Source organism: Enterobacter sp. 03-F-07-AD-ECC, assembly GCF_047530935.1.
In the GTDB taxonomy this organism is placed as follows: Bacteria; Pseudomonadota; Gammaproteobacteria; order Enterobacterales; family Enterobacteriaceae; genus Enterobacter; species Enterobacter cloacae.
The window spans coordinates 1-14,654 of record NZ_JBLKBZ010000001.1; the positions used below are offsets into that span (position 1 = coordinate 1).

Sequence of the window (14,654 nt, forward strand, 5' to 3'; positions counted from 1 at the left end):
TAGTGCACTGGGGTATCGTTCGCCACGGGAATATCTGCGGCGACGAACCAGTCATGGGTTAAGTGATAAAAAGTGTATGGAAATATAGGGGCCAATCCAGTCAATCCTTCCTTGCCAGAATCACAAAATGGTACTAGTTTCAAAAAAAGTATCTAAAGGAAATGTTTGATGGCAGTGATATACCTCTGGAATTACCATAACGCTTTATCTGCTATATGACTGGCTTTGTTGTCATCCTTTCTGATGATTCCAGGCGAGCCATGCCGAGTAGACGACACACATATTATTCATGCGTATAAATCCTTTTTCTTAGCACATCGCATAATGTCCTCCTGATCGAACAGGATGCGGCTTTAAGAGCTGCATTGCCGGGTGGCGGCTACGCCTTACCTGCGAAAACCAATCATCAATTGCCATCATCAAACAAACCCGCCTCGACACTCACCGTAGGCCCGTGCAAGCGTAGCGCCGCCGGGCGCAGCCACGCCTCCGATTAAGCAGATTGCTGCCGCCATTCCCTGACATGGTCAATCAGGGCGCGGAGCTTTGGCGCAATATTGCGACGCTGAGGGAAGTACAGATAAAAGCCAGGAAAATGGGGAAGAAAATCATCAAGCAATGATACAAGCTGACCTCCTTCAATATACGGCCTGAATGTTTCCTGAGTGGCAAGCGTTATGCCGCCACCGGCAAGTGCCAGCCTCAGCATCAGACGCAGATCGTTAGTTGTAATCTGCGGTTCAATCGCCAGGTCGAACGCTTTTCCGTTCTCTTCAAATGGCCAGCGATAAGGCGCAACATCCGGGGCTGGTCGCCAGCCAATGCATCGATGATGCATCAGCTCACGCGGGTGAACGGGTATGCCGTTGCCTGAGAGGTAGGAGGGAGAGGCAACCACCATTTCACGTTGCTTTCCGGTAAGCGGAATAGCAATCATATCTTTTTCAATGACTTCTCCGAGCCTCACGCCAGCATCGTAACCTGCTGCCACGATATCAAACTCCTCATCCGTGACAACAATATCAAGGGTCACCGCTGGGTTAGCAGCCGCAAACGAGGCGATTAGCGGACCCGAAAGAAATTCTTCCGCAATCGAGGTCACTGCGATCCTGAGAAGGCCACGTGGCATATCGTCAGAAGCCATATCATCGAATGCGGCTTCAATACCGGCTACCGGTAATGACAGAGATTTATGCAGCCGTTCTCCCGCTTCCGTTAAATTCACTGAGCGTGTCGTGCGCATGACCAGCATTGTCCCAAAGGCATCCTCAAGCCGTCGTATTCCCTGACTGACCGCCGAACGGGTAACGCCCAGCCGTGCCGCGGCCTTACTGAAACTATGCTCTTCTGCCACCGCGATGAAAAGGGGTAAAAGGTTAAGATCTATCTTCATTGTTTAACGCTGCTAACCAGTGAGTCCAGTAAAAGCAGGATACTGGAACTAATCATCAAGTTCTATTATCTCTTCGAACCCAACTGAAGGAGAGCATCATGGATAAAGTGATATTAATCACCGGCGCATCAAGTGGCATTGGAGAAGGCATTGCCAGAGAGCTAGGAACGGCAGGCGCGAAGGTTTTACTGGGAGCACGCAGAGTGGAGCGTACCGAGGCGATTGCCGCAGAAATTTGCAGTGCGGGTGGTATCGCGAAAGCCCAGCAGCTAGATGTCACAAACCGGCAGTCTATGGCTGGCTTCGTACAGGCCGCGCTGGATAACTGGGGCCGTGTTGATGTTCTTATCAACAATGCGGGCGTTATGCCGCTTTCACCGCTTTCTGCTGGCAAACAGGATGAATGGGAACGCATCATTGACGTTAATATCAAGGGCGTGCTGTGGGGTATTGGCGCTGTGCTTCCGCTGATGGAAGCGCAGGGATCTGGTCAGATAATAAACATCGGCTCTATTGGTGCACTTTCCGTTGTGCCAACGGCGGCAGTGTATTGTGCCTCTAAATTTGCGGTACGGGCTATTTCAGATGGTTTACGACAGGAAAGCTCGAAAATTCGCGTAACGTGCGTTAATCCTGGCGTAGTGGAAAGTGAACTGGCGTCAACCATTACCCATGCGGAAACCATGGCGGCAATGGATGTTTACCGCGCTGTTGCACTTCAACCTGCTGATATTGCTCGCGCCGTAAGGCATATCATTGATGCGCCGGAAAGCGTTGATACAACAGAAATAACCATCAGACCAACCGCGTCTGCAAACTGAAGCACGATTGTAATATATACATCCATTTTAAATTTAATACATCTGGCGGGTATGGTGCCCGGTAACCGCTCGCCTTAACAAAATAATGTACATCACCAATTATCAGGAGAATTATCATGAGAAATATTTTTTCCTTAACTGTAGCGGCAGTTCTGCCTTTCATGACTTTTATTAGTAGCGCCCAGACTATTAGCGCTGTCGACTCAACCATTGACAGTGCTGAGAAAAAAATCTCTTTACTGGCGCAGGAGGAGGGTAAATCCTATGAAATCCTGGGGGCATCTGTTAAAAACAGGGTCTATATGACGGCAAGATTAATTTCTGACAATCCAAAAGAAACCATTCTGACGAAGTGAATAAGTATGGGGAAAGCACCATTAAAAGGGTGCCGAAGCAACACCGCAACAATAGTGTTATTAATCTTATCGCGACTTGACATTCTAAGGAGAATACATGAAAAACGAAACGCTTTACACAGGTGTCTGGGTTACTGAAGATGGATTAATTCGCCATGAACTTTTACCGGATGGACGTTACGATGAAGCACGCGGCACACGGCTTAGTGCCTACCAGGGAGACTATGAAATTCGTCAAAACAGAATCTACTACCAGGACGACTCCGGTTTTACCGCTGATGGGATCTTTGTCAGTAATGACGAACTTCATCACGCCGGAATGGTGCTTATCCGTCAGAAGTAAATATTTTTTCCATAAAGTGTGAAATAGGTTTTAATACATCATAAAGAGGCATGCTTTGCTGAGTCAAAGCCATCGCCATAATGGCAATGGACTGCCTGTTAAAATTCAAATTGTGCCATGTATATTTATTAATCAGGTTTTTTTCCACTTATATAAATATCAGGGCGCGTAATGGTCCATGCATAGTTTTCTCTGTTTACCGGCTCGTAGCCAAACTTTTCATAAAGCCAGGGCGCTGTGGTTGTAAATAACATCACCCTGCGGAGCCGATCAAAAATGGGGTGACTATGTATGCATTCCATAACCCATCTTCCGAGCCCTTCACCCTGGTATTCTTCAAGCACATAAACATCGCAAAGGTAGGCGAAGGTAGCGTAATCTGTTATCAGGCGAGCAAAACCAATCTGATTTTCTTTATGGTAGACGCCGAAGTTAAAGCTGTTTTCGACTGACGCAGAGACAATATCCAGAGGAATGCCTTTTGCCCAGGTCGATCTCGTTAAATATCGATGGATGGCCTGTACATCCAGTTTTTCTCTGTCTGTACTCACCAGGTAGTTATTCTTACTCCATTCATATTTCTCTGAAATATTCACTTTTGTCCTGCCCGTAAGTGAGTGGGGAAATCTACCTTATCATTCGCTATCGAAATTGTAATGCCTGAATCGCCCGGGATTATCAGCCGCTACCTGGCTCAGTGCGCCGGGATATAAGGCTCTTTCACAAACTCCGCCAGCAGCCAGACCATATCGTGCAGCAGCCCGGTCAGGTCTTTTGCCACGTCCGCAGGCAGCGTACCGCCCCTTACCGCACGCGTAAGTGCCAGCGCATAATTCACCTGCAACGTCGTCTCCTGCCAGCAGTCCGGCACACAGGAAACGATCTTTTCCCCCGCAATCAGTTGCTCAACCAGATGCGAGGGGAGTTCTGCATCGCAACGTTCACGCAGGCGTTTCAGTACCGTCAGCAGACGCTCGCAAAGGGTGGCATGGGTCAAGGCATCGTCGGTTTCAACCAGCACGCTGACACAGGCGGCGCAGGTATCTGCCAGTTCGAACAGATCCGCAGAATCGGGAAGGGGCAGATGAGTAAGGTGATACAGCGCGCTTTCTTCAGCGAGCGAGTAAGAAAATCCAGGGAGAGTCGTCATTGAGCATCCTCTTCAGGTAAAAATGTCGCGTCATGCTTGTGGGTTCCAGGCCCCGGTTACGGTGGTGCCGCAACGCAGGCACTTTACGGCCATGAAGATGTGATGAAAAGCCGCCATCCTGAATTACACAAGGTTACTTCCTGGTTTGCGAGGCGCCTTCCAGAAAGCCCTGCCATCCCTCTCTTTCCAAACACCACCCCCTGCGTTTATGGTGTGACTTACCCTCAACTGGCATCAGATGGCACATATGGCGAGCGAAAAAGAGAACAAAGACTGGGTCAAATTTGCACAAACGCCAGGGAAGATAGAGCGCATTGAGGCGTATTTCAGCGGGCATGGCTATGCGCCACATCGGCATGACACCTACGCGATAGGCAGAACCTTGTCCGGGGTACAGAGTTTTCACTATCGGGGTAGCCAACAACACAGCCTTCCGGGCGGGACGATGGTCCTGCATCCCGATGAAGTGCATGACGGAGAAGCGGGGACGACTGACGGATTTTAGTATCGGATGCTGTATATCGATCCCGCGTTAATTCAGAAAATCCTGGGCGGAAAACCGCTGCCGTTTATTCCCGGCGGGATCTCATCCGATCCCCGGCTTTTCGCGGCGACTGAATCCCTGCTCAAAGCGCCAGAGGAAACTGTCGATACGCTGGAAGAAGAGGATGCGCTCTACGATCTGGCCAGCACGCTGGCCATTGTGGGAGGGCAACGCGTTCGTCGATGCGCATTCGATTATCGTCGCGCAGAGCGTGCACGCGAGTATATACAAACCGAGTTTAGCCAGAACATTACGCTGGAGACATTATCCGCCGTCAGCGGCAGGGATCGCTGGAGCCTGAGCCGGGATTTTCGTGCACTGTACGGAACAAGCCCGTATCGCTATGTAACGATGCGCCGTCTTGAATATTGCCGACGTTTGATAGAGAAGGGGCTGTCGCTTGCTGAAGCAGCCGTTGAAGCCGGGTTTTCCGACCAGAGTCATATGACTCGCCAGTTTATAAAAACGCTGGGGATCTCGCCGGGACGCTGGCAAAAATTCATTCAAAACTGCCGTGCCTGAGTTGCACGATCGTTCAAGACTGGCGCAACGGCCTTACTCTATCCTGGTGACTTCTCAACCATAGGGAGTGTCACCATGTATCAACCTGTTAATCTGGAATTTAAATTTTCCCTCTTTGACGCGCACTGGCAGCCGAAAGTCATCGCACAGATGAATGACTACCAGTTTAAAATTGTGAAAATTGAGGGAGATTTTATATGGCACTCGCATCCTGAAACCGATGAAGCATTCATCGTTGTCGAGGGTGTGTTACGTATTGATTTTCGTGACGGGCATGTGCTTGTTAATCCGGGGGAACTGTACGTGGTGCCAAAAGGTGTAGAGCACAAAACCTCTGCAGAGGGGACGGTAAAAATGATGATGATAGAACCTTGCGGCGTCCTTAATACCGGGCACGAAGGCGGGGAACGCACCGCCGAGAATGATGTCTGGATTTGACGCCGGATGGCGGTTACGCCGTATCCGGCCTACAAAAACTACCAACCAAACCGGCCGCTACTCCTCGCTTATCATCGTCAAGAACCGCTTCACTGTCCGCGAGCGTTCAAAGCGCCGCCAGCAGAGCGCGATATCGGTATAAAGCTCCGGTGAGCTCAGCGCGTGGTAGGTGACATTCGGCGGAGAGATGGCCGCCATCGATTTCGGCACCAGCGCGAATCCGCCGCCTGCAGAGACCATGCTCAGGGAGGACGAGAGCTGAGACGACTGCAGCGCGTGCTGTACGTCTATTCCGGCCCGTTCGCAACAGCTGTAAACCCGGTCGAACAGGCCGGGAGCGACCTCCTGCGGGAACAACACCACTGGCGTATCCCGGAGCTGCTCCAGCGCCAGATCGCCGCTTGTTGCGAGCGGATGGTCGCGATGCAGTGCCACCACCATCGGCTCCCGGTCGAGGATTTTTAACTCGAATGCCTTGCTGCTCTCACACGGCAGCCGCACGAAGGCGATATCCAGTTCCCCCTCCGCCAGCATCGCCGTCAGCGAAGACATATTGGCCTCCACCTGGTGTACCTGCACCGCCATGTTCTGTACCTGAAACTGACGAATGAGCGCGAAAATTTTGGGATGAAAAGCATCTGAACTGGTGATGCCAATCGACAGGTTGCCGTTCAGACCGCGCGCGATGCCGCGGGCTTTCTCCAGCGCGGCGTCGCTCAGCGCCAGGATCTTACAGGCATCCTCGTAGAAGGCTTCTCCCGCTTCGGTTAGCTCCACACCTCTCGTCAGACGCCTGAACAGCGGCGTGCCCACTTCCTCTTCGAGCCGTTTGATCTGCTGACTCAGAGGAGGCTGCGAAATACCCAGCGCTTTGGCCGCCCTGGTGAAGTGTCGCTCGCGTGCAACCGCGACAAAATACCGCAGATAACGAAGTTCCATATCTAAAACGTCTCAAACCAGCATGGATTCTATATTGGAACTCTCTGCTGAATCGGGTCAACATTTATTTAACCTTTATAAATAAAGTTGAAGAGGACGAGCATGATGATGCACTCATCTGCCTGCGACTGTGAGGCGAGCTTATGCGAGACCCTGCGCGGGTTCTCCGCTAAACATCCTGACAGCGTGATCTATCAGACATCGCTAATGAGCGCCCTGCTAAGCGGCGTCTACGAGGGGGACACCACCATCGCCGATCTGCTGGCACACGGTGATTTTGGTCTGGGCACCTTCAACGAGCTGGACGGCGAAATGATTGCCTTCAGCAGCCAGGTGTACCAGCTGCGCGCCGACGGCAGCGCACGCGCCGCGAAGCCAGAGCAGAAAACGCCGTTCGCGGTGATGACCTGGTTCCAGCCGCAGTACCGCAAAACTTTTGATGCGCCGGTCAGCCGTCAGCAGATCCACGACGTGATCGACCAGCAAATCCCCTCGGATAACCTGTTCTGCGCGCTGCGCATCGACGGTAACTTCCGCCACGCCCACACCCGTACCGTACCGCGTCAGACGCCGCCATACCGCGCGATGACCGATGTTCTGGACGACCAGCCGGTGTTCCGCTTTAACCAGCGCGAAGGGGTGCTGGTTGGGTTCCGCACGCCGCAGCATATGCAGGGCATCAACGTGGCCGGCTATCACGAACATTTCATTACCGACGACCGTCAGGGCGGGGGACATCTGCTGGATTACCAGCTGGAGAGCGGCGTGCTCACCTTTGGCGAAATACACAAGCTAATGATTGACCTGCCCGCCGACAGCGCGTTTTTACAGGCCAACCTTCACCCCAGCAACCTTGATGCAGCGATCCGTTCCGTCGAAAACTAACAGGAGAACTACCGTGAACAGTGAGAAACAGTCACGTCAGTGGGCGCACGGCGCCGATATGGTTGTCGGCCAGCTGGAAGCGCAGGGCGTGAAGCAGGTGTTCGGGATCCCGGGGGCGAAAATCGACAAAGTCTTTGACTCCCTGCTGGACTCGTCCATCGAAATCATCCCGGTACGCCACGAGGCGAATGCGGCGTTCATGGCGGCGGCGGTAGGGCGTCTGACCGGCAAGGCAGGGGTGGCGCTGGTTACCTCCGGGCCGGGCTGTTCGAACCTGATCACCGGCATTGCCACCGCCAACAGCGAAGGCGACCCGGTGGTGGCGCTGGGCGGGGCAGTGAAGCGGGCGGATAAAGCCAAACTGGTGCACCAGAGCATGGACACGGTTGCCATGTTCAGCCCGGTCACCAAATACGCTGTAGAAGTCAGCTCTCCGGATGCGATTGCTGAGGTGGTATCGAACGCGTTTCGTGCCGCCGAGCACGGCAGGCCGGGGGGCGCGTTCGTCAGCCTGCCGCAGGATATTGTTGACCAGCCCGCCACGGGCGCGATTTTACCGGCCAGCGGGCCGGCGCTGATGGGCCCGGCTCCCGAATCGGCCATTAACGATGTGGCGAAGCTCATCGACAAAGCCAAAAACCCGGTGATCCTGCTGGGGCTGATGGCGAGCCAGCCTGCCAACAGCGCGGCGCTGCGTAAGCTGCTGGAGAAAAGCCGTATTCCGGTCACCAGCACCTATCAGGCCGCCGGGGCGGTGAACCAGGAGCACTTCACTCGCTTTGCCGGACGCGTCGGTCTGTTCAATAACCAGGCGGGCGACAGGCTGCTGCATCTGGCGGATCTGATTATCTGCATCGGCTACAGCCCGGTGGAGTATGAGCCTTCCATGTGGAACAGCGGCGACGCCACGCTGGTGCACATTGACGTGCTGCCGGCCTATGAAGAACGCAATTATGTACCGGATCTGGAGCTGGTGGGGGATATCGCTGAAACGCTGAACCTGCTCGCTAACCGGATCGATCACAAGCTGGAGCTGAGCCAGCGTGCGTCAGAGATCCTGGTCGATCGCCAGCATCAGCGCGATCTGCTCGATCGCCGCGGTGCCTCGCTCAACCAGTTTGCCCTGCATCCGCTGCGTATCGTGCGGGCCATGCAGGACATCGTGAATAACGACGTGACTCTGACCGTCGACATGGGCAGCTTCCACATCTGGATCGCCCGCTACCTTTACAGCTTCCGGGCGCGTCAGGTGATGATCTCCAACGGTCAGCAGACCATGGGCGTTGCGCTGCCGTGGGCCATTGGCGCGTGGCTGGTCAATCCCGGGCGCAAGGTGGTCTCGGTGTCCGGCGACGGCGGCTTCCTGCAGTCAAGCATGGAGCTGGAAACCGCCGTGCGTCTTAATGCCAACGTGCTGCACATCATCTGGGTGGATAACGGTTACAACATGGTCGCCATTCAGGAAGAGAAAAAATACCAGCGCCTTTCCGGCGTGGAGTTCGGCCCGGTCGATTTCAAAGCCTATGCCGATGCCTTTGGCGCCAGGGGCTTTGCCGTGGAGAGCGCCGATGCCCTTGAACCGACGCTGCGTGCGGCGATGGATGTGAATGGCCCGGCCGTGGTGGCCATTCCCGTTGACTACAGCGATAACCCGCTGCTGATGGGCCAGCTCCATCTCAGCCAGATTTTGTGACTCACTATAAGGACAGAGAAATGCAAAAAGTTGCTCTCGTAACCGGCTCAGGCCAGGGGATTGGTAAAGCGATTGCGCTGCGCCTGGTGAAAGATGGCTTTGCCGTCGCTATCGCCGACTATAACGATGAGACGGCGCGAGCCGTTGCCGATGAAATCATCCGTAACGGCGGTAATGCCATCGCCGTGAAGGTGGATGTCTCTGACCGCGACCAGGTGTTTGCGGCGGTTGAGAAAGCCCGCACCGCGCTGGGCGGTTTCAACGTGATTGTGAATAATGCCGGGATTGCGCCGTCTACGCCCATCGAATCCATCACGCCGGAGATTGTCGACAAGGTCTACAACATCAACGTCAAAGGGGTGATCTGGGGCATGCAGGCCGCGATTGACGCGTTTCGCAAAGAGGGACACGGCGGCAAGATCATCAATGCCTGCTCCCAGGCGGGCCATACCGGTAACCCCGAACTGGCGGTATACAGCTCCAGTAAATTCGCGGTTCGTGGCTTAACCCAGACCGCAGCACGGGATCTCGCGCCGCTGGGGATCACCGTTAACGCCTACTGCCCGGGCATCGTGAAAACGCCAATGTGGGCGGAGATTGACCGCCAGGTGTCAGAGGCGGCAGGTAAACCGCTTGGCTATGGCACCGAAACCTTTGCCAAACGGATTACGCTTGGCCGCCTGTCCGAACCGGAAGATGTCGCCGCCTGCGTTTCGTATCTCGCCGGGCCAGATTCCGACTACATGACCGGCCAGTCTCTGTTAATCGATGGTGGGATGGTGTTCAACTAAAAACGTAATACTAATAAGCTCTGACATGAGTTTTCCCCTGCCCCCGTGCAGGGGCTTTTTTTTGTCTCCTCCGCCATTGTGCATTACACTGCGCGCTGCAAAACTTTAGTCATGACGATTTGACAGGCGGTAACAGCGATGAACGGTACAATCACAACGTGGTTTAAAGATAAAGGCTTTGGATTTATCAAAGATGAAAACGGTGACAACCGCTATTTTCATGTGATTAAGGTCGCCAACCCTGATCTGATCAAGAAAGATGCGGCGGTGACTTTTGAGCCAACCACCAATAACAAAGGCCTTTCTGCCTATGCGGTGAAGGTGATCCCGGAAAGTAAATACCTCTATATTGCAGGCGAGCGCGTGAAGCTCACCTCCATCAAATCCTTCGTGGTGTTTAGCGAAGAAGAGCCTGCGGATACGGGCATCGACAAAGAGAACGCGGTGCTGTCTGTCGGGCTGCTGATGAATAACATCAAACCGAAAACCGACAAAAAGCCGGGCGAAATGCGCACGGTGAAGAAGCTGGCGATCACCACCTTCCAGAACACCACGCTGATCTTTACCGAAGATGAAATCGATATCGACGCTACGGTTAAGCTGCTGAAGTAATCTGTTGTCGGGTGGCGTTTCGTGCATTCTGACCCTCTTCCCTGAAGAGAAGAGGGTAAAATGGTTGCCTGTTCAGGCGATCCACATCATTCCCGCAGGGGTTATTTCTCGATCATCTGAACAATTTGGTCGCGGTTGATGGCATGTTCATTTCCGGCAACATCTTCATAGGTAATTAAACCGTTATCATCATCAACTTCTGGTTTTCCATGCGTAATAATCATCTCACCATTTTTCTTCTGTAAGACATAGTCACTTGAACATCCTGCAAGGGTAAGTGACAGAAATACCAGACTAAAAACTGCAACTAACTTCTTCATCTTCATACCTGATTTAAAAAAGCCACGACGGGCCGAAAGACGTTACTGATAATCCAGTCATTAAAATTGAGTCATCAGTAACACTGCATAGATTATGAATATAAATATGAGCGAGCCTATGACGGCGCGGCGTTCAAGTGGCGTGACAACTTTTTCCTGTTTGTCATGGGGTTTCGTTAACATTCTTTTCTCTCCGTTATCCAGCCAGCGTACCCGAGACGTTCACCGGCAGGTGATAGTGCCCGGCAATATTCAGGAAGCGATCGACATTGGCGGAATGGCAATTCCAGCCGTAATCCCTGCTGAGTAATTTATATTTCCCTGTCCCGAAGCGGTGGTAGGGCAATAACTCGACACCCAGAAAATTGCGCCGTCCGTGGGTCAGTGAAGCAATTAACGCCAGTAACTTCGCCGCCTGATCCGGTGCGTCATTAAATCCAGGGATCACCGGGATGCGGATAATGATCTGCTGATCTCCCTGTAATAACCGGGCAAGATTGCGGACAATCGTTTTATTGCTGACGCCGGTAAAACGTTTATGCAGCGTGTCGTCTGCACTTTTTAAATCGTACATAATCAAATTGCAGCCAGCGGAAGCCTGATGAAGCGCATGCCAGGAGGCATAGCCAGCGGTTTCAAGGGTGATATGAATATCCTCGGTCTTCAGTCGATCAATAAGCGCCCGGGCAAAATTGGGCTGGGTAGCCACTTCACCGCCGCTCAGCGTGACGCCGCCGCCGGACTGCCGGAACCAAATCTCGTCCGCCATCACCCGTTCAAAGACCGTCCCTGCGCTAACATGTTCACCAATTACGCCGATCGCGGCGGTGGGACAGTGTGCTTCGCACAGGCCACAGCCTGTACAGCTGCGGTCGCGTTCCAGGATGTGAATATTCTCCATCCGCCGATGAAGCCCTGTCGGGCACAACGCCGCGCATTTGCCGCAGTGCAGGCAGCGGTCAGCGTGATAAAAGAGCTCCCTGCCGGGGGTTATTCCCTCCGGGTTGGCGCACCAGGCGCAGCGCATCTGGCAACCTTTGAAAAAGACAATACTGCGGATCCCTGGCCCATCATGTAACGAAAACCGCTGAATGTTGGAGATCCAGCCGGACACCTGATCAGAAGGATCGCTGAGTGGTTCTGCTGATAATCTCATCCTGGACCTCTTTACTTAATTCAACGAAGAACGCGCTGTATCCCGCTACCCGAATCATCAGGTTGCGATAGTCGGCGGGATTTTGCTGGGCCTTACGCAGCGTCTCATCGTCCACGTAGCTGAACTGCAGCTGGGCATTTCCCAGAACGCTGGCGGTGCGCAGCAGGTGGATCAGGCTGTTCTGCCCCTCTGTCGTTTCCAGCATGCTGTACATCAGCTTGATGTTATGCACCATGCCAATGTCCATCTCTTCAACGTTAATCCGGCTGACGGAGTTGATAATGGCGGTAGGGCCGAGGTAATCCGTTTGCTGAGCCGGGCTTATCCCGTCTGCGAGCGGTTTACCTGCCAGACGCCCGGAGGGCAGTGCGCCGGTGATAAGCCCGAACGGCGTGTTATTGGAGATAGAGAGCGTGCCGAAGGCGAATGGCGCATAAAGCATCCGGTACCGGCGGTGCTCCTGCTCAAGAAAACGCACCAGCTCTCGTGCGATCTCGTCCACGGCCAGAATGTCGTTACCGTACTTCGGTGCCCGCAGACAGGCGGTCTGGATCTCGTCGTAGCCGACAAAATTGTGGTCGAGTGCTTCTACGATCTCCGGCAACGTGAAGCGGGAGGTTTCATAGACCAGGGTTTTGATCGCCATCAGCGAGTTCACGCAGTCGGCGAGGCCGGTCCAAATCAGGCCCGGTCCGGCATTCAGGGAGGCGCCGCCCTGGGTGACATCTTTTGCCGTCGCCATACACCCGTCGATAAAGCATGACATCAGGGGCTTACGGGCATGCTCGGCGTGCAGTTTCTGTACAACCCGCGTGGCCTGTGCCGCGTTGCGAACGATGGCGGAGAGCTGGCTTCGCACCGCCTGTTCTACCTCTTCATACGTGGTAAATTGCGTCACATCGCCGGTTGCCGGGCCGCACGGCTTTCCGGCACGATTATGGCCGTTGCGCAGCGCCAGCTCGATGGCGGCCGTAAAGGTGGTGTAACCCACCGAGGTCCACTGGTACATTTTTCCTGACTTTTGCGGCTCGACGCAGCCCATCAGACAGTAGTCGCGGGCGTCTTCGTAGCTGAAGCCTTTATGTAGCATCATTCTGATATGCGCATCGTCAAAGTGGCAGGCCGGGAATCCCATCCCGCTGCGCACGACGTCGACCACTTTGCGCATAAACGGCTGGGGAGACTGGTTGTGGATACGTACCGCCAGCCCGGGCTGGTAGATTTTTAATTGTGCCGAGCAGTCCATGATCATCAGGGTCAGTGGGTTGGTGGCGTCGCCGCCTTCGCGTTTCTGCCCACCCACCACAAGATTGATAAAAGGCTGGTAACCCGCAAAGTACATGGCCGTCGGTTCACTGCAGATCCACAGGGTTTCGGCCATTTTGATCATCCAGCAGCAGAGCAGCTCTTCTGCCTGCTGCCGGGTGAGCGTACCGTCGTTGAGATCGCGCGCCAGCAGCGGCCAGAGATATTGATCGACGCGGCCAAGAGAGATGCCGGTCTGGTTCTCCTCCAGCATAAAGAGAGAGTGAACGAACCAGATAGCCTGTAGCGCATCGTGAAAATGGCGCGGCGGATGTTCCGGTACGTGACGACAAATGTCGGCAAGCTGCAGCAGTTCGTCCCTGCGCAGAGGGTCATTTTCCGTTTCGGCAAGCTGCGCCAGGTAGCGCGAGTAGCGTTGTGCATAGGTCACTACACCGTCGCAGGTATGCAGCATGGCGGTGTAAAAATTAAAGGCGTCGCTATAGTCGGGCGTAGTCGGATCGAGTGTAGCCAGACGTGCCGATGCTTCGTCCCGAATCCCTTTTATGCCTTTGCCAAGCAGGAGCGTGTCGTAGCCCGGGCAGGAGTCGCCACCGCCGTTTTGGGTTTTGATGGTGACATCGCAGATCCCGTCGTCGTGGCACCACTCCCACAGCCCGAGCGTCGTGAGCCGGGTTTGCGCCATCTCGTCCAGCGAGCGACCTTCCCAGTAAGGAAACACCTCTTCCCGCAGCAAACGCCGTGTTTCATCATCAATCTGGTACGGGTCCTGCGCGCGATGGGGGAGGTTATCCAGCTCTCCGGCCACCCAGCGCCAGCTTATTTCAGGCGAGACTTCGCCGCCCCGTGCGCCCCCGGCCGGATGGCTGACGATCAGTTCATTATCGGCCACGTACAGGGGAGCCTTTTCACAGGCGCGGCGGAAGGCCAGCGCCCTTAACAGGGTGTTATCCATCCCGGGGTTTTCTTTATACACTTCGGTGACGCTGACGGCCCGGTGTGCAGAGACAAAAGGCTTTGCCTGCAGGTACTTATCACGAAGCTGTATCACTCGCAGGGAAAGATGTTCTGTGTTCATGCTATCTCTCCTCAAATGGCGATGACGATCAGTCCTGCCACAATGCAGCAGATCCCAACTTTTTCGAGAATGCTGCTGCGCAACTGGTAAAACAGGCTGCTCATAAGCGTAATCATGACTATCCCCATACCTGACCAGAGGGCGTAGGCCGCCACGGGTGAAATGGCTCCCATAAGCATCGACAAGGCATAAAATGAAATGACGTAGCACACCAGACATTGAATGGTTAGCGGGATATTTTTAAAATTATCCGTTTTAGGGAGCAGAAGCGTGCCGATAACTTCCATCGTGACTGAAATAATCAGCCAAAACAGATAGGTTAATAGAGTAAACATAATTGTTCGCTG

Annotated in this window: 16 protein-coding genes and 1 pseudogene; 9 read left to right on the top strand and 8 right to left on the bottom strand. The window is 53.9% G+C overall.

Annotated features, from left to right (window positions below; genetic code table 11):
- Nucleotides 1-493: 493 nt before the first annotated feature.
- Nucleotides 494-1,393: a LysR family transcriptional regulator gene (locus ACMWKA_RS00005; RefSeq protein WP_248032414.1), complete on the bottom strand. Its 900-nt coding sequence runs from the start codon at nucleotides 1,391-1,393 to the stop codon at nucleotides 494-496.
- Nucleotides 1,394-1,491: 98 nt separating this feature from the next.
- Between ACMWKA_RS00005 and ACMWKA_RS00010 the strand changes: the two genes are divergently transcribed.
- The 3 genes from ACMWKA_RS00010 (at nucleotide 1,492) to ACMWKA_RS00020 (ending at nucleotide 2,913) form a co-directional block, all read left to right on the top strand.
- Nucleotides 1,492-2,214: an SDR family oxidoreductase gene (locus ACMWKA_RS00010; protein WP_248032416.1), complete on the top strand. Its 723-nt coding sequence runs from the start codon at nucleotides 1,492-1,494 to the stop codon at nucleotides 2,212-2,214.
- Between the two features lie 116 nt (nucleotides 2,215-2,330).
- Nucleotides 2,331-2,570, top strand: coding sequence for a hypothetical protein (locus ACMWKA_RS00015; protein WP_095454657.1), 240 nt, complete (start codon nucleotides 2,331-2,333; stop codon nucleotides 2,568-2,570).
- A gap of 97 nt (nucleotides 2,571-2,667) precedes the next feature.
- Nucleotides 2,668-2,913 (top strand): Atu4866 domain-containing protein, encoded by a 246-nt coding sequence (locus ACMWKA_RS00020; protein ID WP_414759886.1) that lies wholly within the window; start codon nucleotides 2,668-2,670, stop codon nucleotides 2,911-2,913.
- Between the two features lie 128 nt (nucleotides 2,914-3,041).
- On the opposite strand, the gene ACMWKA_RS00025 is transcribed toward ACMWKA_RS00020, so the two are convergent.
- Nucleotides 3,042-3,509 (bottom strand): GNAT family N-acetyltransferase, encoded by a 468-nt coding sequence (locus tag ACMWKA_RS00025; protein WP_248032420.1) that lies wholly within the window; start codon nucleotides 3,507-3,509, stop codon nucleotides 3,042-3,044.
- A gap of 98 nt (nucleotides 3,510-3,607) precedes the next feature.
- A complete protein-coding gene (locus tag ACMWKA_RS00030; RefSeq protein WP_248032421.1) occupies nucleotides 3,608-4,063 on the bottom strand; it encodes a hypothetical protein in 456 nt (151 codons plus the stop codon).
- Nucleotides 4,064-4,310: 247 nt separating this feature from the next.
- On the opposite strand from ACMWKA_RS00030, the pseudogene ACMWKA_RS00035 reads away from it, so the two are divergent.
- A pseudogene (locus ACMWKA_RS00035) lies at nucleotides 4,311-5,129 on the top strand (AraC family transcriptional regulator).
- Between the two features lie 75 nt (nucleotides 5,130-5,204).
- Entirely contained in the window at nucleotides 5,205-5,567 is a 363-nt protein-coding gene (locus ACMWKA_RS00040; RefSeq protein WP_248032425.1) for a cupin domain-containing protein, read from the top strand.
- A gap of 57 nt (nucleotides 5,568-5,624) precedes the next feature.
- On the opposite strand, the gene ACMWKA_RS00045 is transcribed toward ACMWKA_RS00040, so the two are convergent.
- On the bottom strand, nucleotides 5,625-6,506 hold the full coding sequence (locus ACMWKA_RS00045) for a LysR family transcriptional regulator (RefSeq protein ID WP_020684590.1): 882 nt from the start codon (nucleotides 6,504-6,506) through the stop codon (nucleotides 5,625-5,627).
- Nucleotides 6,507-6,611: 105 nt separating this feature from the next.
- Between ACMWKA_RS00045 and budA the strand changes: the two genes are divergently transcribed.
- From budA to ACMWKA_RS00065, 4 genes are all read left to right on the top strand, one after another.
- Nucleotides 6,612-7,391 carry an acetolactate decarboxylase gene (gene budA / locus ACMWKA_RS00050; RefSeq protein ID WP_014831009.1) on the top strand — a complete coding sequence of 260 codons (780 nt, stop codon included), beginning with the start codon at nucleotides 6,612-6,614 and terminating at the stop codon, nucleotides 7,389-7,391.
- Nucleotides 7,363-9,084 (top strand): acetolactate synthase AlsS, encoded by a 1,722-nt coding sequence (gene alsS / locus ACMWKA_RS00055; protein WP_176601416.1) that lies wholly within the window; start codon nucleotides 7,363-7,365, stop codon nucleotides 9,082-9,084. The genes budA and alsS overlap by 29 nt, the downstream gene beginning before the upstream one ends.
- 20 nt (nucleotides 9,085-9,104) lie before the next feature.
- The gene (locus ACMWKA_RS00060; RefSeq protein ID WP_013097651.1) at nucleotides 9,105-9,875 is read left to right on the top strand and encodes a (S)-acetoin forming diacetyl reductase; all 771 of its coding nucleotides are present in this window, start codon (nucleotides 9,105-9,107) and stop codon (nucleotides 9,873-9,875) included.
- Between the two features lie 138 nt (nucleotides 9,876-10,013).
- Nucleotides 10,014-10,487, top strand: a complete 474-nt coding sequence (locus tag ACMWKA_RS00065) for a cold-shock protein (protein ID WP_013097650.1) — start codon at nucleotides 10,014-10,016, stop codon at nucleotides 10,485-10,487.
- 101 nt (nucleotides 10,488-10,588) lie between these two features.
- Here ACMWKA_RS00065 and ACMWKA_RS00070 read toward each other — a convergent pair whose 3' ends face one another.
- The 4 genes from ACMWKA_RS00070 to ACMWKA_RS00085 form a co-directional block, all read right to left on the bottom strand.
- Nucleotides 10,589-10,807, bottom strand: a complete 219-nt coding sequence (locus tag ACMWKA_RS00070; protein ID WP_029883734.1) for a YgdI/YgdR family lipoprotein — start codon at nucleotides 10,805-10,807, stop codon at nucleotides 10,589-10,591.
- Nucleotides 10,808-11,003: 196 nt separating this feature from the next.
- Entirely contained in the window at nucleotides 11,004-11,963 is a 960-nt protein-coding gene (locus ACMWKA_RS00075) for a glycyl-radical enzyme activating protein (RefSeq protein ID WP_248725066.1), read from the bottom strand.
- Complete coding sequence (gene cutC / locus ACMWKA_RS00080) at nucleotides 11,926-14,307, bottom strand: choline trimethylamine-lyase (protein WP_414759887.1); 2,382 nt, start codon at nucleotides 14,305-14,307, stop codon at nucleotides 11,926-11,928. The genes ACMWKA_RS00075 and cutC overlap by 38 nt, the downstream gene beginning before the upstream one ends.
- Before the next feature lie 11 nt (nucleotides 14,308-14,318).
- Complete coding sequence (locus ACMWKA_RS00085; RefSeq protein ID WP_058651695.1) at nucleotides 14,319-14,642, bottom strand: DMT family transporter; 324 nt, start codon at nucleotides 14,640-14,642, stop codon at nucleotides 14,319-14,321.
- Between the last annotated feature and the right edge of the window lie 12 nt (nucleotides 14,643-14,654).

Bases quoted from the DNA above. Each gene is read 5' to 3' on its own strand.
- ACMWKA_RS00005 (WP_248032414.1), bottom strand. From the start codon at position 1,393: ATGAAGATAGATCTTAACCTTTTACCCCTTTTCATCGCGGTGGCAGAA.
- ACMWKA_RS00010 (WP_248032416.1), top strand. From the start codon at position 1,492: ATGGATAAAGTGATATTAATCACCGGCGCATCAAGTGGCATTGGAGAA.
- ACMWKA_RS00015 (WP_095454657.1), top strand. From the start codon at position 2,331: ATGAGAAATATTTTTTCCTTAACTGTAGCGGCAGTTCTGCCTTTCATG.
- ACMWKA_RS00020 (WP_414759886.1), top strand. From the start codon at position 2,668: ATGAAAAACGAAACGCTTTACACAGGTGTCTGGGTTACTGAAGATGGA.
- ACMWKA_RS00030 (WP_248032421.1), bottom strand. From the start codon at position 4,063: ATGACGACTCTCCCTGGATTTTCTTACTCGCTCGCTGAAGAAAGCGCG.
- ACMWKA_RS00040 (WP_248032425.1), top strand. From the start codon at position 5,205: ATGTATCAACCTGTTAATCTGGAATTTAAATTTTCCCTCTTTGACGCG.
- ACMWKA_RS00045 (WP_020684590.1), bottom strand. From the start codon at position 6,506: ATGGAACTTCGTTATCTGCGGTATTTTGTCGCGGTTGCACGCGAGCGA.
- budA (WP_014831009.1), top strand. From the start codon at position 6,612: ATGATGCACTCATCTGCCTGCGACTGTGAGGCGAGCTTATGCGAGACC.
- alsS (WP_176601416.1), top strand. From the start codon at position 7,363: ATGCAGCGATCCGTTCCGTCGAAAACTAACAGGAGAACTACCGTGAAC.
- ACMWKA_RS00060 (WP_013097651.1), top strand. From the start codon at position 9,105: ATGCAAAAAGTTGCTCTCGTAACCGGCTCAGGCCAGGGGATTGGTAAA.
- ACMWKA_RS00065 (WP_013097650.1), top strand. From the start codon at position 10,014: ATGAACGGTACAATCACAACGTGGTTTAAAGATAAAGGCTTTGGATTT.
- ACMWKA_RS00070 (WP_029883734.1), bottom strand. From the start codon at position 10,807: ATGAAGAAGTTAGTTGCAGTTTTTAGTCTGGTATTTCTGTCACTTACC.
- ACMWKA_RS00075 (WP_248725066.1), bottom strand. From the start codon at position 11,963: ATGAGATTATCAGCAGAACCACTCAGCGATCCTTCTGATCAGGTGTCC.
- cutC (WP_414759887.1), bottom strand. From the start codon at position 14,307: ATGAACACAGAACATCTTTCCCTGCGAGTGATACAGCTTCGTGATAAG.
- ACMWKA_RS00085 (WP_058651695.1), bottom strand. From the start codon at position 14,642: ATGTTTACTCTATTAACCTATCTGTTTTGGCTGATTATTTCAGTCACG.